The sequence below is a fragment of the Maribellus sp. YY47 genome, from assembly GCF_023111095.1.
Lineage (GTDB): Bacteria > Bacteroidota > Bacteroidia > Bacteroidales > Prolixibacteraceae > Draconibacterium.
Genome location: NZ_JALGYW010000018.1, coordinates 71,346 through 90,613 on the forward strand (window position 1 = coordinate 71,346; position 19,268 = coordinate 90,613).

Annotated in this window: 19 protein-coding genes; 12 read left to right on the forward strand and 7 right to left on the reverse strand. The window is 43.4% G+C overall.

Annotation, left to right across the window (positions count from 1 at the left end; all coding sequences use genetic code 11):
• Nucleotides 1–63: 63 nt before the first annotated feature.
• The 3 genes from MR764_RS15120 to MR764_RS15130 all read right to left on the reverse strand — a co-directional run bounded on the left by MR764_RS15120 (nucleotide 64) and on the right by MR764_RS15130 (nucleotide 2,283).
• Nucleotides 64–1,488: a pyridoxal-dependent decarboxylase gene (locus MR764_RS15120; RefSeq protein ID WP_247980278.1), complete on the reverse strand. Its 1,425-nt coding sequence runs from the start codon at nucleotides 1,486–1,488 to the stop codon at nucleotides 64–66.
• 103 nt (nucleotides 1,489–1,591) lie between these two features.
• A complete protein-coding gene (locus tag MR764_RS15125; RefSeq protein WP_247980279.1) occupies nucleotides 1,592–1,864 on the reverse strand; it encodes an acylphosphatase in 273 nt (90 codons plus the stop codon).
• A 59-nt stretch (nucleotides 1,865–1,923) separates the two neighbouring features.
• On the reverse strand, nucleotides 1,924–2,283 hold the full coding sequence (locus MR764_RS15130; protein ID WP_247980280.1) for a hypothetical protein: 360 nt from the start codon (nucleotides 2,281–2,283) through the stop codon (nucleotides 1,924–1,926).
• A gap of 161 nt (nucleotides 2,284–2,444) precedes the next feature.
• Between MR764_RS15130 and MR764_RS15135 the strand changes: the two genes are divergently transcribed.
• From MR764_RS15135 to MR764_RS15145, 3 genes are all read left to right on the forward strand, one after another.
• Nucleotides 2,445–2,693, forward strand: a complete 249-nt coding sequence (locus MR764_RS15135) for a hypothetical protein (RefSeq protein ID WP_247980281.1) — start codon at nucleotides 2,445–2,447, stop codon at nucleotides 2,691–2,693.
• Between the two features lie 201 nt (nucleotides 2,694–2,894).
• A complete protein-coding gene (locus MR764_RS15140) occupies nucleotides 2,895–3,506 on the forward strand; it encodes a hypothetical protein (protein WP_247980282.1) in 612 nt (203 codons plus the stop codon).
• On the forward strand, nucleotides 3,503–4,381 hold the full coding sequence (locus MR764_RS15145; protein WP_247980283.1) for a hypothetical protein: 879 nt from the start codon (nucleotides 3,503–3,505) through the stop codon (nucleotides 4,379–4,381). The genes MR764_RS15140 and MR764_RS15145 overlap by 4 nt, the downstream gene beginning before the upstream one ends.
• A gap of 208 nt (nucleotides 4,382–4,589) precedes the next feature.
• Here MR764_RS15145 and MR764_RS15150 read toward each other — a convergent pair whose 3' ends face one another.
• The gene (locus MR764_RS15150; protein ID WP_247980284.1) at nucleotides 4,590–5,315 is read right to left on the reverse strand and encodes a nucleotidyltransferase family protein; all 726 of its coding nucleotides are present in this window, start codon (nucleotides 5,313–5,315) and stop codon (nucleotides 4,590–4,592) included.
• An 11-nt stretch (nucleotides 5,316–5,326) separates the two neighbouring features.
• Nucleotides 5,327–5,770: a DUF4293 domain-containing protein gene (locus MR764_RS15155; RefSeq protein WP_247980285.1), complete on the reverse strand. Its 444-nt coding sequence runs from the start codon at nucleotides 5,768–5,770 to the stop codon at nucleotides 5,327–5,329.
• 180 nt (nucleotides 5,771–5,950) lie between these two features.
• Here MR764_RS15155 and MR764_RS15160 point away from each other — a divergent pair, with 180 nt between their 5' ends.
• From MR764_RS15160 to MR764_RS15185, 6 genes are all read left to right on the forward strand, one after another.
• Nucleotides 5,951–8,683: a 2-oxoglutarate dehydrogenase E1 component gene (locus MR764_RS15160; protein WP_247980286.1), complete on the forward strand. Its 2,733-nt coding sequence runs from the start codon at nucleotides 5,951–5,953 to the stop codon at nucleotides 8,681–8,683.
• A 131-nt stretch (nucleotides 8,684–8,814) separates the two neighbouring features.
• Nucleotides 8,815–10,116, forward strand: a complete 1,302-nt coding sequence (odhB, locus tag MR764_RS15165; RefSeq protein WP_247980287.1) for a 2-oxoglutarate dehydrogenase complex dihydrolipoyllysine-residue succinyltransferase — start codon at nucleotides 8,815–8,817, stop codon at nucleotides 10,114–10,116.
• Nucleotides 10,117–10,348: 232 nt separating this feature from the next.
• Nucleotides 10,349–10,600: a hypothetical protein gene (locus MR764_RS15170; protein WP_247980288.1), complete on the forward strand. Its 252-nt coding sequence runs from the start codon at nucleotides 10,349–10,351 to the stop codon at nucleotides 10,598–10,600.
• A gap of 77 nt (nucleotides 10,601–10,677) precedes the next feature.
• Nucleotides 10,678–11,619: a hypothetical protein gene (locus tag MR764_RS15175; protein WP_247980289.1), complete on the forward strand. Its 942-nt coding sequence runs from the start codon at nucleotides 10,678–10,680 to the stop codon at nucleotides 11,617–11,619.
• A 224-nt stretch (nucleotides 11,620–11,843) separates the two neighbouring features.
• Nucleotides 11,844–13,067 (forward strand): transaldolase family protein, encoded by a 1,224-nt coding sequence (locus MR764_RS15180; protein WP_247980290.1) that lies wholly within the window; start codon nucleotides 11,844–11,846, stop codon nucleotides 13,065–13,067.
• 50 nt (nucleotides 13,068–13,117) lie between these two features.
• On the forward strand, nucleotides 13,118–13,456 hold the full coding sequence (locus MR764_RS15185) for a cupin domain-containing protein (protein WP_247980291.1): 339 nt from the start codon (nucleotides 13,118–13,120) through the stop codon (nucleotides 13,454–13,456).
• A 200-nt stretch (nucleotides 13,457–13,656) separates the two neighbouring features.
• On the opposite strand, the gene MR764_RS15190 is transcribed toward MR764_RS15185, so the two are convergent.
• Nucleotides 13,657–14,463 (reverse strand): phosphatase PAP2 family protein, encoded by an 807-nt coding sequence (locus MR764_RS15190; protein WP_247980292.1) that lies wholly within the window; start codon nucleotides 14,461–14,463, stop codon nucleotides 13,657–13,659.
• A 121-nt stretch (nucleotides 14,464–14,584) separates the two neighbouring features.
• Here MR764_RS15190 and MR764_RS15195 point away from each other — a divergent pair, with 121 nt between their 5' ends.
• The 3 genes from MR764_RS15195 to ilvC all read left to right on the forward strand — a co-directional run bounded on the left by MR764_RS15195 (nucleotide 14,585) and on the right by ilvC (nucleotide 17,953).
• Nucleotides 14,585–15,256 carry an outer membrane beta-barrel protein gene (locus tag MR764_RS15195; RefSeq protein WP_247980293.1) on the forward strand — a complete coding sequence of 224 codons (672 nt, stop codon included), beginning with the start codon at nucleotides 14,585–14,587 and terminating at the stop codon, nucleotides 15,254–15,256.
• A gap of 6 nt (nucleotides 15,257–15,262) precedes the next feature.
• Nucleotides 15,263–16,144 (forward strand): AraC family transcriptional regulator, encoded by an 882-nt coding sequence (locus tag MR764_RS15200; protein WP_247980294.1) that lies wholly within the window; start codon nucleotides 15,263–15,265, stop codon nucleotides 16,142–16,144.
• 333 nt (nucleotides 16,145–16,477) lie between these two features.
• The gene (ilvC, locus tag MR764_RS15205) at nucleotides 16,478–17,953 is read left to right on the forward strand and encodes a ketol-acid reductoisomerase (protein ID WP_247980295.1); all 1,476 of its coding nucleotides are present in this window, start codon (nucleotides 16,478–16,480) and stop codon (nucleotides 17,951–17,953) included.
• 270 nt (nucleotides 17,954–18,223) lie between these two features.
• On the opposite strand, the gene MR764_RS15210 is transcribed toward ilvC, so the two are convergent.
• Nucleotides 18,224–19,268: T9SS type A sorting domain-containing protein (locus MR764_RS15210; RefSeq protein WP_247980296.1), on the reverse strand; the 1,045-nt coding region annotated here is incomplete at its 5' end.

Consider the following 19,268-nt stretch of genomic DNA (forward strand, 5'->3'; position numbering starts at 1 on the left):
GTATGAATTACACTTAAAGAAAATGCAAAAACAATTCTAATGGCAGTTTTGTCGTTTTTAAAACTATACTAAATCGCGGGCTGTATCAGTAATTATTTTCCAGGCTTCTTCGATGTGTTGAATTTCAGTGTGCGTCTGCGCAATGCTCATTCGGAGAACTATCTGGCCGTTCAGTTTGGTGTGAGTGAAGAAGATTTTTCCTTTTTCGTTGATGGTATTCATCAATTTCATGTTGAAATCGTCACCGTTTTTGTGTCGAAAGCAAACGAGGTTGAGTGGCGGTTCAACAAACAGCTCAAAGTCTGATGATTCTTTTACCCATTGGGTGAATTTGGTCGCAAGCTCCACATGTTTGCGAATATGAAATCTCAGTCCATCGATACCATAATGACGAATTACAAACCAGAGTTTCAATGAGCGGAAACGGCGTCCCAGCTGCACATGCCAGTCACGATAGTCGAACACAGCACCCGATTCGGTGGCTTTGTTTTTCAAATATTCGGGTAAAATGGAAAAGGTGTTGATCAGTTCGTTGCGGTTGCCCACCCAAAATACATCGCAATCAAAATTAGTGAACATCCATTTGTGCGGATTAAAAACAAAACTGTCGGCGAGTTCCACTCCGTCCATAAAATGCCTGAATTCGGGGCAAAGCATGGCCGTTCCCGACATGGCGCCGTCGATATGAAACCAGCAGTTTTCTTTTTGCGCGATTTCGCCTATTTTTCTCAAAGGATCCATTCCATTGGATGATGTTGTTCCGAGCGCACCACAGATAAAGAAGGGCAGGAGCCCGGCTTCTTTATCTTTTTGAATTTGTGCTTCGAGTATTTCCGGACGTATGGCAAATTGCTCATCCACATCGATTAAACGAAGATTGGCCTTGCCGATGCCCGCCATTTTTATCGCTTTTTCGAGCGATGAATGGGTTTGTGTAGAAATATAAGCTACCAGTTTCTGACGCACTCCCGTTTCATTCGACTCAAATTTTGTGGCTCTTTCGCGTGCAGCAATCACGGCTGTCAACGCTGATGTTGATGCAGTATCCTGGATAACACCGCCACCCGTTGAGGTTGACCGGAATTTTTCGGGCATTCCCATGGCTTCTGCCAACCAGTCGAGTACTCTGGTTTCGAGCTCAGTGGCAGCCGGGCTGGTGGCCCAGATCATTCCCTGCACGCCTAAGCCCGATGAAACAAGATCTCCTAAAATCGAAGGGAAAGAGGTGTTCGAGGGGAAATAAGCATAAAAATGAGGCGATTGCCAATGGGTAATTCCCGGCATCAGCTTTTCATCCAAATCCTTCATCATCGCACTCATCGGCTCGCCCTGAAGTGGCGGATTATCGGGAAGCGACGATAGGATCTCTCCGGGTTTTACCTGCGAAAGAACAGGATATTGTTCAATGTTTTCGTAATAATCAGCAATCCAGTCGATGATTTTTTTGCCTTCTTCCCGAAATTGTTCGGGAGTCATGTGGTAGCTCATAGCTTTAACGATTTCTTCTTTTTATTGAGTCTTGTAAAGATATCAATTAATGGCAAAAACCTTTTTTGAGGGTTTGGATAATTTAAAAGGGAATGAACGAAGACTAATATCGGATTGAAAACTCCCGGGAAAGATTTCCTGCCTGGATTTTTACTTTTTGCAGACTGGTAACTTGTGAACGTGCCGGACCAATCCGAAGATAGTCGGTAAAGGTATCGACGTCTGTTTCATTACCCTGTACGGTTACCAGCACTGAACCATCGGGCAAATTCTTCACCCAGCCGTTTAGTCCAAGAAGATCAGCCTGCTTTTTGGTATAATACCGGAATCCCACGCCCTGGACTCTTCCAATTACTTTAATTTCGTATTGAACCATAGATGAAAGAACACTTAAAAGCAGGTAGATGTTTTACTTCAATTTTTTATTGGGTTTATTCACGAATTTTTAAATAATTCAATCGTCTCAGGTTGTGAGAGCACCCATATCGAATAAACGCCGATTGCCGTTCCGATGGGGAAACTTACCAAATCGAAAACCGAGATAATCAGCGTCAGAATTCGGGCCCATTCTTTTTTTCGAAACAGTCCGATGGCGGCAATAATTCCCGGCAAACTTAGCACGGTAACCACAATAATCAACACATTTGCAATAATCGACAGAATCATTTGCGGTTCATGTTCACCCGTTAAATCACCGATAAAATGAAGTAAAACGAAGAATATTCCGGCTATTACCAGGCCCAGAAGGCGAAACCCTAATTGCAATGCTGCCAGTAGATTTACATGTTTTTCCATGATTCCATTATTTTAGTTTCCTTAAAGTTAAAACGTACTTAAAAAACATTTGTTAAGTTTTAGACGAACAAAAACATTTCATCGTTAAATTAGTTATTCTGAGGGGGATTATTTTCATTTAATCAGTAATTTTGCAGTCTAAAATTTAGAAAGGAAGGGAAATGGAAATTTTAAAAGTTGTTTTGATGGCAGTTGCTTTATTGGCAATCGGGATGCTCGGGATGGCGATCACCATGTTGGTAAAGAAGGGAGGAAAATTTCCGAATACGCATGTGAGTGGCAACAAGTACCTGAAAGAACAAGGTGTTTCCTGTGCTCAAACGCAGGACCGGCTTGCGCAACGCGAAGCCTGGAAGAAGGTTAGTTTTAAGGATGCATCTTTTACACCCAATATGAAAGCCGGAAAATAACCGGCTTTTTTTGTTGTTTCCCCTGATCGATTGGTTAATAAAAGAATCTCTTCTTAAAGATTGAATTACACCGTTGACGACTTATCATTTCTCCTAACCAGTGTTCGCACACTATAATTCACTTTTCTCCTTTAGGATTAGCCGGATCAGCAATGTTATTGTGCATCAAAAATTATAATTTAGGTGCTCCAAATCGAATTTATGAAAATCTATTCACCACTGTTTGTCGCGCTTCGAATTGTTTTATACGGATCGCTTTTGTTTGGAATGGCCCAGGGCATTTTCTTCGACGCTGCTCATCCCATGGAAGAAGGGTATTTCGGAGAACTTACTTTTACCGAGATCGGGCAGGAGGTCATTTTGTTTATTTTATTTGTTTTTTACCTTTTCCTTGGTTCAAAATGGAAAGAGATCAGGCTGATGAGTACCTTGGTTTCGTTGTTTTTTCTGATGGCTTTTATCCGTGAGTTCAACTTTCTGATCGATCACTGGATTTACCCGGTGCTGGTTGTACTGGCAATTATGATCTATTTGCTGTTGCGAAATTTCAAAAAAATAAAACAGTCCTGCATTCAGTTTTTTAGTATTCCTGCATCGCAATGGTTTATCGCCGGATTGTTGGTAACGCTCGTGTTCAGCCGCCTGATGGGACGTTCGAAATTCTGGCGCCTGCTTTATTCCGACGAAAGTTACAGGCTGGCAAAAGCGGCCACCGAAGAAGGTCTCGAGTTGCTGGGCGACACATTGATGTTAATATCTGCCTTCGAGTTTTTATTTTATTATTTGATGGTAAGGAAAAAGGCAGAACAATGAAAGTTTGCGGATTTACTTTTATACGAAATGCCGAAAAGTTTGATTTCCCGATTGTGGAAGCCGTTACTTCCGTCTTGCCCATTTGCGATCATTTTGTAGTGGCAGTTGGAAAATCGGAAGACCAAACCCGAAAAGTGATCGAAAACATTGCCCCGGGCAAAATCTCGATTGTGGATACAGTGTGGGATGAAACTTTAAAAGAAGGCGGTCGGGTGTATGCTTCGGAAACCAACAAGGCGCTGGATGCGATTCCTGACGAGTTCGATTGGTGTCTCTACATTCAGGGTGATGAGGCATTGCACGAAAAATATTTGCCTGTCGTTAAAAATGCCATGCAGCAAAACCTGGATAATAAAGAGGTGGAAGGTTTGCTTTTTGACTATCGGCATTTTTATGGCTCGTACGATTATGTGGGCGATTGCCGGCATTGGTATCGCAAAGAGATCCGCGTGATCCGGAACGATAAAAGCATTCGCTCCTATAAAGACGCACAAGGCTTTCGGAAAGACGGGCAAAAGTTGAACGTTGTTCCGGTAAAAGCAGAGATCTTTCATTATGGCTGGGTGCGGCATCCCAAGAATATGAAGCAAAAAGTAGAGGCTGTTAAAGCTTTTTACGATGGGATTTCAGAAGAAGAGGCGCTGAGAAAAGCAAGTGATCAGGAATTTAATTACGCTGAAGAATTTGATGCACTGGCCCGTTTCGAAGGTACTCATCCTAAAGTAATGCGTGAGCGGATTAAGCGTTTGAACTGGGATTTTCAACCCGATCTCAGCAAAATCAACATGAAGTGGAAATACCGGCTTTTATACCGGATTGAGAAAATGTTTGGTGTGCGTTTGTTCGAGTACCGAAATTATAAGTTGAAGGACTGAAGGATTGAGTGACTGAGTGACAGAGGGATTGAATGCGGGAATGCGTTACTGCTTCAATGCGAAAATTAGCCGTGAGCTACAAGTGAGTCATTGGAAATTCAATCCTTCAATCCATCAATCCTTCAGTCCCTGAATACTGCGACTGATCACTGTTTACTCAATCCTTCCTTTCTGAAAACTGTGACTGATCACTGCGACTGAATACTGATCACTGACCACTAAACAATCTTCTTGCTGCTTCCAGTTCTGCAGGTTTGCCAACGTCCATCCAAAGTTCAGATGTGTCGAAATATCCTTTGATTTTTTGTGTTTTGGCCAGTTCGAGGTAAACGTTAATGATCGAAAACCGGTCTTCTTCGGGCATGTATTTCAATATCTCAGGCTGAACGATATGAATGCCGCTAAAAGCCAGTTCTTTTGCATCGTCAAAAACAGCGGGGCGCGATATTTTTGTTTCGCCGCTTTTTTTGTTGATCCAACCTGCGAGTTGCATTTCTGCATCAAACCTAAAGTAACGCTGCGATTCCCGCGTCCGAACCACGAGTGTAGCCAGGTTGCCCGAAGCGAGATGTTCGAATTCCAGTTGTTTTAGATCGATGTTGCTGATGATGTCAACATTATAAATTAAGATCGGTTCTTTTCGCGAGAACAATGGTCCTGCTTTTTTCAGTCCGCCACCGGTTTCCAGTAACTGATCCGATTCATCCGAAATTAAAACGGGTACATCCCAGTTCCGGCTTTCAATAAAATCGATTACCTGTGGGGCAAAGTGATGAACATTAACAACAATTTTGGAAACTCCGGAAGCCGAAAGTTTTTCGATGGCTCTTTGCAGCAAGGGTTTTCCGCCAACATCAACCAGCGCTTTGGGTTTGTCGGCCGTTTCTCCCAAAAGCCGGGTACCAAGTCCTGCGGCAAAAAGCATTGCTTCCATTACTGCAACTTTTAGCGCAAGCGGTTGAGGCTTCTGATGAGTGCTTCGTCTTTACCAATAGCACGAATCGCCAGCCAGTCGAGAATCACTGCTACTATGGGGAACGCAACCGGAACTTTAAAAGCCACTTTTGCGCCTTCGAAACCGGCGTAGGCAAAGTAAAAGAACATGCCAAAGAGACCCAAAAGCAGAATAATGGTGAAAACCAGCAAGCGGATCTGAAGCATTCTTTTCTTGTACATAAACAGGATGATGACATGCAATACGGTAATAATACCGATAAAAATCAGAATGGGTAAACCGTTAAAAACAACTTCTTCACCCTTCAAAATTCCTTTGGCAAAGAATTCGAGCAGTTCGCCGTTAGCCGAAAGATCGGCCAGTTTTATTCCCAGAAGTGTGGCAATCAGTACTTCGGCTATCAATATATATATGCTTTGAATACGTTGAATCATCTCCTTAATTTTTTCAGCAAAAATAGCCAATCAAAAGGTTTCTCAAAATCAAAATGAAGCGGATTAGAAAAAAACGGAAGAAACACTAACTTTATATTACAAAAAGTGAGAAGTCGGTAAACAATAGATTTCAAGCTTTGTTTTTTTGAATATTAATCAAAAGTTAAGATAAAATCAATAATGGATAAGTTTTCATCTGTGGGAAATCAAGAATTAGAGGCAGTTGAGGACCTCTACAAATCGTACCTTGAAGACCCTGAGTCGATTGATAAGAGCTGGCAACATTTTTTTGCGGGATTTGAACTGGCCCGCAAGAATTATCCGGAAAAACCTGCGACCGTTCAACTGGAGAACATCGACAAAGAATTTGCTATATTAAACCTGATACACGGTTACCGTCAGCGTGGGCACTTGTTCACCAAGACAAACCCGGTACGTGCGCGTCGGAAATATTCGCCAACACTGGCTATCGAAAACTTTGGGCTGGATCAGAAAGATCTGGAAACGGTTTTTCAGGCGGGTAACGAAATTGGAATCGGCCCGGCAAAACTGAAAGACATTGTACAGCACCTCGAAGACACCTACTGTCGTTCGGTAGGTGTGGAATACATGTACATGCGTCATCCCGAAGTAGTTCAATGGCTTCGCCAACGCATGGAAGGATCCCGAAATTCGGAGAATTTCTCCAGCGAAAAGCGTTTGCATTTCTTTTACCACCTGAAGTTGGCTGTTGGGTTCGAGAATTTCATTCACAAAAAATTTGTGGGGCAAAAGCGTTTTTCGCTTGAAGGGGCCGAAGCTTTGATTCCGGCGCTGGATGCGGTAATTGAAAAAGGCTCTGAACTCGGGCTCGAAGAATTCATCATCGGGATGGCTCACCGTGGCCGTTTGAATGTTCTGGCTAATATTTTGGAAAAACCTTATCAGAATATTTTCAAGGAATTTTACGGAAAAGAATACGAAGACGATATTTCGCAGGGCGATGTGAAGTATCACCTGGGTTACGAAAATGAAGTTAAAACGGACTTCGACAAGAAAGTAAAACTAAAATTGTTGCCGAACCCGTCGCACCTTGAAACCGTTGGGCCGATAGCCGAAGGAATGGTTCGTTCGCAGATCGATTCGGTTTATGGTGGCGATTACAACAAGGCAGCAGCGATCATTATTCATGGCGATGCGGCCATTGCAGCGCAGGGCGTGGTTTACGAAACCATCCAGATGTCGCAGCTGCCGGGTTACAAAACGGGGGGAACCATTCACCTGGTGATCAACAATCAGGTTGGGTTTACCACGCCGTATCTCGAAGCCCGTTCAAGCACTTATTCAACCGACGTTGCCAAGGTAACGCGTTCACCCGTTTTCCATGTGAACGGAGACGATGTGGAGGCCTTGATTTACACGATACGACTGGCTATGGAATTCCGACAGAAATTTCACGCTGATGTATTCATCGATATTTTGTGTTACCGTAAATACGGCCACAACGAAGGCGATGAGCCACGTTTTACACAGCCTTTATTGTACAAAGCCATCGCAAAGCATAAAAATCCGCGTGATATTTATGCCGACAAGCTCAACGAGTTGGGGGTAATGACACTGGACGAATCGAGGCTGAAGGTGAAGGAGTTTGATCAGTTTTTGGAAGGAAAGTACAAGGAATCGGAAAAGATACAAAAACTGAAGATCCGTCAGTTTATGGTGAAAGAGTACGAACCTTACGAATTGCCATCGAAAGCGATCTTTAATGAAACGATTGAAACCGGGGTGGAGAAGAGCGTGCTTTTGGCGGTTGCCGAAAAAATCAACGAACTGCCACAGGATCTGCCGTTCTTCAAAAAAGTGGACCGTATTCTTTCTGACCGGAAAATGATGATCCACGATGATCGCCTTGATTGGGCGATGGGAGAGCTGCTGGCTTATGGAACGTTGGTAACCGACGGTCACCCGGTGCGTTTAAGCGGCCAGGACAGCGAACGTGGAACGTTTGCACACCGTCATGCCGCCTTTGTGATTGAGGGAACCGAAGATAAATATTACCCGCTGAAACATGTTTCTGAAAAACAGGCGCCGTTTAATGTGTTTAACTCGCTGCTTTCGGAATATGCGGTTCTCGGTTTTGAATACGGTTATTCGCTGGCACAACCCAACGGGCTTACGATTTGGGAAGCTCAGTTTGGCGATTTTCATAATGTGGCGCAGGTAATCATCGACCAGTACATTACTTCAGCGATCGAAAAATGGGGCTTGATGAACGGCCTTACACTTTTGCTCCCTCACGGTTACGAAGGACAAGGTCCGGAGCATTCCAGTGCACGTATCGAGCGCTTTTTGCAACAGGCTGCCGGAAACAATATACAAGTTACTGTGCCGAGTACCCCGGCTAATATATTCCATTTGTTACGTCGTCAGGTAAAGATGAACATGCGTTTGCCGCTGGTGGTATTTACGCCCAAAAGTTTGTTGCGGCACCCAATGGTAACCTCCAAGCTGGAAGAATTTACCGGAGGCGGTTTCCAGGAGGTTATTGACGATCCAACAGCAGAACCCGATTTGGTCGAAAAAGTAGTGCTGACAACCGGAAGATTGTACTACGATTTGGCCAAATATAAGATGGAACACGGTATTACGGATGTGGCGCTGGTGAGAATGGAGCAGATTTATCCGATACCCAACAAGGCGATCAACGATATTCTTAAAAAATATCCAAAGTCGGAAGAACTGATTTGGGCACAGGATGAACCTGAGAACATGGGGGCATGGCCGTTCCTGGGGCGTAAACTCGATTGTCTGGGAATTAAAGTGGTCGCACGTCCCGAAAGTGCCAGCCCGGCAGTGGGTTTAATGGAAAAACATCGTCAGGGACTGGAAAAACTGATCAGTTCGGTTTTTTCAAAAAAAGAAGTAACCGTTTAGAAGATTCTTCCTGTTTCACAATGAAATGAATCATCGAAAAGTTCTATGTAGGTTTTGGCATTGTTTCTTGTGAATGTGACGAATTATGAAAAGCTTTGAGTAAAATTTAGAGATAAACAAAAAACCATGAAATGAGTCCCGGATTTTCGGGACGAATTCCATACGATACCTTTAAAAACAATAATTTAAATCGTATGATAATCGAAGTAAAAGTTCCCAGTCCGGGAGAATCGATAACCGAAGTGGAAATAGGTAGCTGGCTTGTTGAAGATGGCGCAGTAGTTTCCAAAAACCAGGAAATTGCCGAGGTTGAATCGGATAAAGCAACCCTGACCATTGTGGCTGTCGAAGGTGGGAAAATTGAAATAAAAGCTGCTGAAGGCGAAACGATAGAAGTAGGCGCAGTTGTTTGCACCATCGATACCAGTGTGGCACCGCAACCAAAGAGGGCTGAGGCTAAGGCCGAGGTGAAGGAAGAACCTAAGGTGGAGGAAAAGAAAGAAGCCGCACCTGCCAAAGAAGTGAAAGTATCGGATACTTACGATAAGGTAAAAGTGACTTCAGTTGCCAAGGAAATGATGAAAGACAACGATCTGTCGGTCGACGATGTCATAAACGGGCTGAAGCGTTTGGGCAAAAAAGAAGTGGAAGCCGTTTTGGGCGCTCCGGCTGCCGAAGCGATTGTTCCGAAACGTAAGGCAAGTCGTGCAGAGGAACGGGAACGGATGTCGAGTTTGCGCCGGAAATTAAGCGCGCGTTTGGTGGCCGTGAAAAATGAAACCGCCATGCTGACCACATTCAACGAGATTGATATGAGCTTTGTGATGGACATGCGCCAGAAATACCAGCAAAAGTTCATCGACAAACACGGATTCAAACTCGGCTTTATGTCGTTCTTTACGAAGGCAGTGGCTGTCGCGGCTGAATTTCACCCAATGGTAAATGCACAGATCGACGGTGACGAAATTGTGATGCCTCAGTTTGTAGACGTGGGAATTGCCGTTTCAACACCCAAAGGTTTGATGGTGCCAATCGTTCGTAACGCCGAAAGTAAATCGGTTCCGGAGATCGAACTCGAAATTAAGGAACTGGCTGAAAAAGCCAGGACCAAGAAAATATCGGTAGAAGAACTGACCGGCGGTACCTTTACGATTACCAACGGTGGTGTGTTTGGTTCGCTGCTTTCAACCCCGATTATTAACCCGCCGCAGTCGGCTATTCTGGGAATGCACAACATTGTGGAACGTCCGGTGGCAGTAAACGGACAGGTGGTGATCCGCCCGATGATGTACGTGGCGTTGTCGTACGATCACCGTATTATCGACGGTAAAGACTCGGTGGGCTTCCTGGTAAAAGTGAAGGAGATGATTGAAAATCCGGAACGCATGTTTACCAACGGAAAAGACGCCGGCGAGTTATTGCTGGGAATTTAATAAGGTATTTACAAAATATGGGAGAACCGTTCCTTCTTTTGAGGGAGCGGTTCTTTTTATTAGGATGGGTAGCAGACCTTCAAGGTTTTTAAAACCTTGAAGGTCTAACCAAAAACAGGTCTTCAAAACTCTCAAAAATTCTCAGTTCAGTAAAAAACTACCTTCCCGCAACTGCGGAACATTCGAAAAGGGAAAGAATCAACCTTTCCGGGCTTGCGGAAAGTCAGAACCGGTGCAAAAACAACGTTTCCGCAACCGGGGAAAGTATAAATCCGATTTCAAACAAGGCTTCCGCACGTGCGGAAAGCTTGAACCAAACTCAAAGGAAGGTTTCCGCAGGCAGGGAAAGTCTGAAATAAATTCAGGACAAGCTTTCCGCAACGGCGGAAATCAAGAATCCGAAAGTATTCACATTTTCCAAAGTTTTAAACTTTGGGAAAAATCTCCAGGCACGGAAAATGCCATGTTACTCAATGCTATTTAACATTTTTCTGCAACGCAACCTTTTGATCAATTATGTATCTTTAGTTAAACAAACTTAAAACGCAATTAGCCAAAATTATGAGACAGAAACTCTGCATTTTGATAGTTTCCTTTTTTATGACTTCTTGTGCAACTATTTTGAACCAACCTTACACGAACCTGACGGTTTACACAACTGCACCAGGTGTAATCGTTCATAACGGGGATACAGTCAAAACCATAGAAAATAAAGCTAATTTTCAGGTTGACAGGAAAAAGGAGCCCATTTGTTTTGTTTCTATCGCCGACAGCCTGACAAAAACATACCAGGTTGAGCCGAGAAATTCATTTATGTATTGGAGCAATGTTTTTTGTAATTATGGTTTAGGTCTAATCGTTGATGCGAAAAACCCTAAACGCTATTCTTATCCGCCACGGATTTACATAAATTCAGCAAATACTATTGGTGGGGTTTCAAAATACGGAGACGCAAACAATAAAGGTGAATGGCTTCTGCACTTATCTTTGCCCCATATCAATTCATTTTGTTTAACTCCGGAAGATGAAGGGACAAAATTAAATACAGGATTTTGGGGGTTAACAATAGGATTAGATTATTATCATTCAAAAAATCAGTTTATAAATTTAGGATTCTCAGGGGTTTCAGATTTTTTTATACCGTTTCCGGCAGCAGTGGATATTAGTGGGGAATACGAATTGATGAGTTCAAGATATGTTAGTCTTTCAAATAATCATAAACTCAAGCGTTTTTCAGTCGGTTATGGGTTCTCGTATGCCAGAAATGCCTGGGATTTCAGGTATTATGACAGGTTTGACCCACTGCCACCAACAAGAGAACCTGTTAAAAAAAGCGGCAATGCCTTGGGATTAATTTTTCCTAATTATTTTCAATTTTGGGAGTATTTTAATATCGGAGTTATTTATCGGCCAACTTTTTACAGGCCCGATATGACAGATAAATTCAAATATGAACATTTAATTAGCATTGACTTTGCCTGGAAAATAAGATTAAAGGACTAAATGTATTTCTCTGTTTCCTTTTCTATTACCTCCGTTTCTACTCTTCTGCGCGAATCCTTTCGCGTGGTTGGTGAAATGGCTTTTTGACTTTAAGGACTCGGGACAGTCGTGCGGCAGCGGCATCCTTCAGCAAACGAATTTCATGCCCCGAATAAAATTTAAAATCTTCTTGGACACCGTTGGGCTTTATTGTAAATTCAAAAGCAAATTCAAATCACTTCACCATGAACGAGACATTGGAAAAGCAAATCAAAGAGTTTGTGTTGGCTGATATTAACGAAGAACGCATCAGTGCAAAAGCCGATCCGTTCTGGCAGTCGCTGCGTGATGCCGGAACCCAGTTGTGGCTCGACACCGGCGATATGGAAGAAGCCGAAAAAAACTGGTCGGCTGAAATGACCGCGCTTACCACCAACAATACGCTGGTAAACAAGGAAATTCAAAAAGGAATTTACGACAGTTTTATTGCACAGGCACGCGAAATTGTGAAAGATCTTCCGGTGGAGGAGCAGATTGTTGAAATTGCCTTTATTCTGAATGCACGGCACGGCATGCGGCTGGCGAAGAGGTTTGGCGGCTTTGTGAGTGTGGAGCTTCATACCAACACCGCACATCATTTTGAGGCCATTGTCGATTACGGTTTGCGGTATTTCGATATTAATCCCGAACAGTTTATTGTGAAAGTTCCCTACACAGCGGTGGGTTTGCTGGGAGCACGGCGGTTGCGCGAGCTGGGCGTGAAGATCAACTTTACACTAGAATTTTCGGCACGGCAAAATCTGATGGTGGCTGCCATTACCAAACCCAATTACTGCAACGTGTTTTTGGGGCGAATTGGCGCTTATATAAAAGACAACCGACTGGGCAGTGGTGAAGGAGCAGGGGAGCGGACCGTGCTCGCGACGCAAAAAGTTGTGAAAGAAATAAGCGGAAAAAATCAGGTTCTAACGCAGTTGATTGCCGCCAGCTTACGCGGATATTCTCAGCTGGATGCACTTGCCGGAACCGATGTTTTTACCATGCCAACCAAAGTTGCTGCTGACGGGAAAATTCATCTCACCGGAAAATTTTCATCAAAAGTGAAAGAGATTTATCCGGTGGATCTGACCGAAGACGCAGCAAAATATTCGCCCGAAAAGCTTTGGAACGTTACCCAACAGGAACTGGCGCTGGCAAAAGACCTGAATTTGAATTGTCCGGAAACCGGCAGCGAGTTGATCGACCGTGTTCATCGTGCCGGTTGCGGCGATATGTTTCCGTATTTAAGTGAAAAGGATCTGGGATATATTGCTTCCGACGGGAAAATACCAAAACACGAACGCTGGGCGCCGCGTATCGAAAGTGGCGAACTGGCTATTGATACATTGCTGAACCTGGCCGGATTGGCTTCGTTTACAGCCGATCAGGCGGAGTTGGATGACCGTATCCGAAGAATTATTTCAGCATAAACAAAAAATTGCGTTTAATTTGTGCGCTACAATTAAAAAGACTAATCTGAATGGCGGTATTAAAATTTGACGAAACAGCTTACGAGATCATAAACGAAAGAGTAAAACGCAAAATCATTCACACCGAAAACCTGATGACTGTGATGGTCGATTTTTCCGGAGGACCATGGCCCGAAGCTGATCCGTTGCACAATCACCCCCACGAACAAACCACGTTTATTGCCGAAGGAGAGGTTGTTTTTTATTTGGAAGGCGAGCCGGAACAAAGGCTAAAAGCAGGCGATATGGTTGCAGTTCCGCCGCATGTAAAGCACGCGATTAAACTGGTAAGCCCAACTGCCCGGCTAATTGACAGCTTTAATCCGGTACGCGAAGATTTTTTGAAGTAGAAGAGAGGCTGAGGCAAAGGCGAAGGAAGAAGAGTTCAAAGTTCAAAGTCTTGGGGTGTAGAATTACACTAGGTCAGGTTTAAAGGATGCAAGAAATCGTGGTAACTTGAACGTCGTTTTTCTAACTCACGTGTCTGTCTGCAATCGTTAATCGATGTTCATCCATAAACTGCTCGCGGCTTGAAGCTCATGGCTCACTGCTAAAAACTATACACCAGTGTCAATCCTTTTTGTGGCCCAACTGAGAAGGGAAAGATGTCTAACCGTTTCATATGAGCCCAATCCCATTTATACTGGTGGGTAAGATAGACGAGTTCGGTGCTGAGCATTCCTATTCCTGCTCCTGCCAAAACATCCGACGCCCAGTGGGCGCCTTTGGCAATTCGCAGAGCTCCGACGGTAGCCGCGCACGAATAAGCTCCTACACTGTACCAGATACTGTTTTCGCCATATTCGTGGTGAATAACCTGCGCCGTGGCAAATACCAGAGACGTGTGCCCTGAAGGGAAGGAGTCGGGATCTCCGGCAGGGCGTTTCTCGTTGAAAGCTTTTTTCAGAGATTTGGTAATAATCGTGTTCAGCAAAACACTTTTAAACAGCAGGGCCGATTGGTTGCCGATGTTGTTTTTCGCTTTTACACCCAGGGCATTCAGCGAGTAAAGTCCGGCCACAGGAGCAAAACGCAGATAATCGTCTGCTGCCCCCTGGTAACTATGATGTTTCGAGACCCACTCCTGGATGTCGTATTTCACGTCCGAATAATTCAGTATAGTTCCTCCCGCAATTAACACGGCCGGAGCGATGAAGGGTTTTAGTCCTCGCTTCCTGTCGGAATACCTGAAATCGAGCCGGTGTATTGAATCGGTATGGAATTCGCCGAACCGAATGCTGTTTAGTGACGTTTTGGAAGAGACAAATTTACCAGGAACAGTTGCAAAAGCATAAGGGGAAAAACAAAGTGCCAGCACTGTCAACTGTATGCCGAGAAAGTATTGTAGCATCTTCATGGTATAAAAATAAGAAAAAGCGGTGCAACATCTTCATTAAGGGAGGCCTGTCTGTTTTGTTTGGTTAAATTTGTTTTAAAATAATAAGTATATTGTCGCAACAACTATAAAACATAAGCACATGCAAAGCCAGACAAAGATTTTATTTACAGTTGTTTTTTGTTTTATTGCTTTTGTCGCCGGAAGTCAAAACCTGGTGGTAAGTGCCGGTGGTAATTATTCTGCCATACAGTATAAAAGGGCTTCTGACGGGAGTTTCCTAAATGAAAATTATACCGGACCGGGCGGGCATATCGGTGCTTTTGTCGAAAGTACTTTTTTTAAGAAAAGACAAAAAGAGCTGATTGCATCCATTGGACTTTTGGGAGATTATAAAATGCTCACTCAAAGTTTAAGTTATTCGGGTGTTGAAAATAAGATGAATCTGATCTACGTTAATGTGCCAGCATATGTGTTTTACCGGTACAGGCTTCGGTCTCGGGCAAAGTTGTACGCAGGAGCAGGCCCTTACGTTAGTTATGGGGTTAGGGGTACCGTAGAAATATCGGGTGCCGGTGATATTGCCGCTGGAAAGTATAAAATTGAATGGGGAAATAAAGAGAACGAAGATTATATGAAGCCCTTGGATTATGGTGTAACGGCAAAAGCAGGATACCGCGCCTATCGTGGTTTTGATGTTGCTGTCTCGTATGATTACGGCATCCCGAATGTGTTTGTGCTGTATGATAAACAGAGCATGAAACTTCGTACTTTACGGCTTACCCTTGGTTACACTCTTCCTTTAGTCGATTAAACACGCATGAGTTCAGCGGATAGGATACCGGTTTACAGTCTTCGCAGTTTTAGCAAACAGGAACGCGAAAGCCAGCAGTTTCAGGTGGAGGTGTTTGATGCCCACCGGCATTTCTCGGTAAAATATCCGCACCGGCACGATTTTTTTGAGGTGCTCTACCTCGCCAAAGGAACCGGGTTTCATGTAATCGACGGCAACAAGTACGAAATAAAACCTCCCTGTGTGTTCTTTATGTCGCCGGGGCAGGCCCATAAAATCGAGTTTTCGCACGATATCGAGGGATTCATATTTATTTTTACTCCGGAATTTTACCTGATCGATTACAATAATCCCAACCGACTGATCGAATTTCCGTTTTTCTTTACCATCCGGCAGGATAATCCGCCTTTGTTGCTTCAAAACAATGCCGATGTACTTTTTATTGAAAGCCTTTTTAAAAAGGGAATCGCTGAACTCGAACGAAGTGAAGGCTTTTCGATAGAATTATTGCGTTCGCTGCTCGATCTTATCCTGCATTTTTGTGCGGCTTCGTATGCGACCGACGAAAGTATTCTTTCGGGGAAAGGACACGTAATCGTTAAAAAATTCTACCAGCTGGTGGAGGAAAATTATGCAAAGAACCTGAGCGTGGCGCAGTACGCCGATTTAATGGCGCTTACCCCCAATCATCTGACTCAAACCGTAACCCGGCTTACCGGGAAAACTTCCTCCGAAATCATTAAAGCAAAGCAAATTCTCGAAATTAAACGCCTGCTGGTACATACCGGCCTTAGTGTGTCTGAAATTGCCGTTCAGTTAAATTTTGCCGATCAAAGCTATTTTGCCAAATTCTTTAAACGCGAAACGGGCTTGTCGCCCATGCAATACCGGGCGAAATCGTTAAAATAGTTTGCCAGAAATGTTTTGAATTTTCAGTTTGTGGAAATCAAAGAAAATCATCACATGGATCGATTGCTCAAATTATTGATAATAGCCGAAAAGAATCTTTTACTGGTAAATGTTCCAATTTGGTTCGTTTGTAAGTGTTTGTAAATTAATGTCGATTATGGTATTGGTCAAAAAGTGATTTATTTTAATACCATGAAAATTACCTAAAAATCCCGTAAATTTACAGCTCTTATAGGCGATTATTTTATTGCTTTGTAAAGTATAGCCGGCGAAACTTATTGTTAAGGTTTCCGGTAGTCATAAGAACAGATTAATCATTAAAAAATAAAACAGATGGCAAATTATTTTAATTCACTCCCGTTGCGTCTTCAGTTGGATCAGTTGGGAAAATGCGATTTCATGGAAGAAAGTGAATTTGCAAACGGAGTAGAAAAATTAAAAGGAAAACAAATCGTTGTGTTGGGATGTGGTGCCCAGGGCTTACACCAGGGCTTAAACCTTCGCGACAGCGGATTGAATGTGGCCTATGCATTGCGTCAGGAAGCGATCGATCAGAAACGTGCATCGTATGTAAATGCAACCGAGAATGGTTTCGAAGTAGGTACTTTCGAGGAACTGGTTCCGAAAGCTGACCTGGTGCTGAATCTTACTCCCGACAAACAACATACTCCGGTAGTGAACAAAGTAGTTCCGTTGATGAAAAAAGGCGCTTGCCTGGCTTATTCGCACGGTTTTAACATTGTGGAAGAAGGCATGCAGGTGCGCGACGATATTACCGTAATTATGGTGGCTCCAAAATCTCCGGGTTCTGAAGTGCGCGCTGAATATGTTCGCGGATTTGGTGTTCCTACTTTGATTGCGGTTCACCGCGAAAACGATCCGAATGGCGATGGACTGGAAATTGCAAAAGCTTATGCTGCCGGAACCGGTGGTCACAAGGCTGGCGTACTTTTGTCGTCGTTTGTTGCTGAGGTGAAATCGGATTTAATGGGTGAACAAACCATCCTTTGCGGATTGCTGCAAACCGGTTCTATCCTGAGTTTCGACAAAATGGTGGAGAAAGGTATTGATCCGGGTTATGCATCAAAACTGGTTCAGTACGGATGGGAAACCATTACCGAAGCATTGAAACTGGGTGGTATCACACATATGATGGATCGTTTGTCGAATCCGGCAAAAGTGGAAGCCTTTAAACTGGCGCAGGAACTGAAAGAAATCATGCGTCCGCTGTTCGAAAAACACATGGATGACATTATGAGTGGTGCGTTCTCGTCAACCATGATGGAAGACTGGGCCAACGATGATGTTAAATTGCTGACCTGGCGTGCTGCTACCGGTGAAACTGCTTTTGAAAAAACACCGGCCGGTGATGTGGAAATCAGCGAACAGGAATATTTTGATAACGGAACGCTGATGGTTGCTTTTGTTAAAGCAGGTGTTGAACTGGCTTTCGAAGTAATGACTGAAACAGGTATCAAAGAAGAATCAGCATATTACGAATCGTTGCACGAAACGCCGCTGATCGCCAATACTATTGCGCGTAAAAAACTGTTTGAAATGAACCGCACCATTTCTGACACTGCAGAATACGGTTGTTATTTGTTTGATCATGCCTGCAAGCCTTTGCTGGCCGATTTCATGAAGAAAATTGATACCAACGTTATCGGTAAAAACTTTAACGAAGGCAAAGATGCGCATGTGGATAACAAAGAACTGATCGATATCAACGAAGAAATCCGTTACCACGATGTAGAGATTATTGGTGCTGAATTGCGTGAAGCAATGGGCGCGATGAAATCAATCATCTAAGCAGATAAGATGTTATTTGTCAGTTCATTTTTTCACCGAACGGCGAAAAATATAGAAAAAGAGATCAGCGATGATCTCTTTTTTTGTATCAATTCTTGAAAAATTTATTGCACTAAAAAGTGCCGGTTTAGAATGCGTAATTTGATTAGCGTTAACTTTTGTTTTCTTCGAAATCCGTTTTGCAGAGAATATAACGGGTGCAGCATAAAATTACGTTGAATGTTCGGTAACGCTTTTCTACTCGTACCGGGATAGATACTTTAGTTGACATTATAATTTCAGAAGACACATTTGGGTGATTCGCAGGTTTGTTTTGATTGTAAGGAAATAGACTCCGGATGCAAGGAATGATATATCAAAATATGAATTCGTTGGAGCGATACATTTTAGTAAATATTCTCCGGTGGTTCCAAACAGGTACAATTCATCCAGTCGTTCATTTTCATTTAATTTCACTGTAAATCCATTTTGGGTGGGATTGGGATAAATCAGGATTTTTGAAAGACTCTTTTTGTCAATAATAGTGTTCAAATTATCAATTGTTAACATCAAAGTATCCGACGAAAAACATGAAGCGTCATTGGATACGGTTACCCAAATTGGATGGTCACCCACACCCAGTGTACTTGCTTTAATCGTGTAACTCGCTTTGGTTGTTCCATCAAACCAGAGAACAGAACAGTTTAAATCAGTGATGCTAAGTGTTATTGAATCTTCAATTCCTATAGTCCGATCAGGTCCAAGGTCAACCTCTATACTCTTATAAACGAATATCTCTTTTTCCGCCATCTCAGTTTTGCATCCGTTATCGCCTGAAAAAGTATAAGTTAAAGTATGAGTTCCTGCTCCTGCAACGGCTGGGTAGAAATAAGTTCCTGAAACACCGGTTCCGGAAAGTACTCCGCCCTCGGGAATTGCTTCGATGAGAACCGGATCGCTGTCTTCGCAAAAAGAAAGCTCAGTATTGAGGATTTCGGGTTGAGGAATGGAATTTACCACAATACTGGCCGTGGTTTCTCCGGTGCAGCCGTTGGCATCGGTTAGGGTATAAGTTAAAAGATGAGTTCCTACTCCGGCGACAGCTGGGTAGAAGTAAGTTCCTGAAACACCTGTTCCCGAAAGAACTCCGCCATCCGGAATTGCTTCGATGAGAACCGGATCGCTGTCTTCGCAAAAAGAAAGTTCAGTATTCAGAATTTCGGGTTGAGGAATGGAATTTAGCACAATACTGGCCGTGGTTTCTCCGGTGCAGCCGTTGGCATCGGTTAGGGTATAAGTTAAAAGATGAGTTCCTACTCCGGCGACAGCTGGGTAG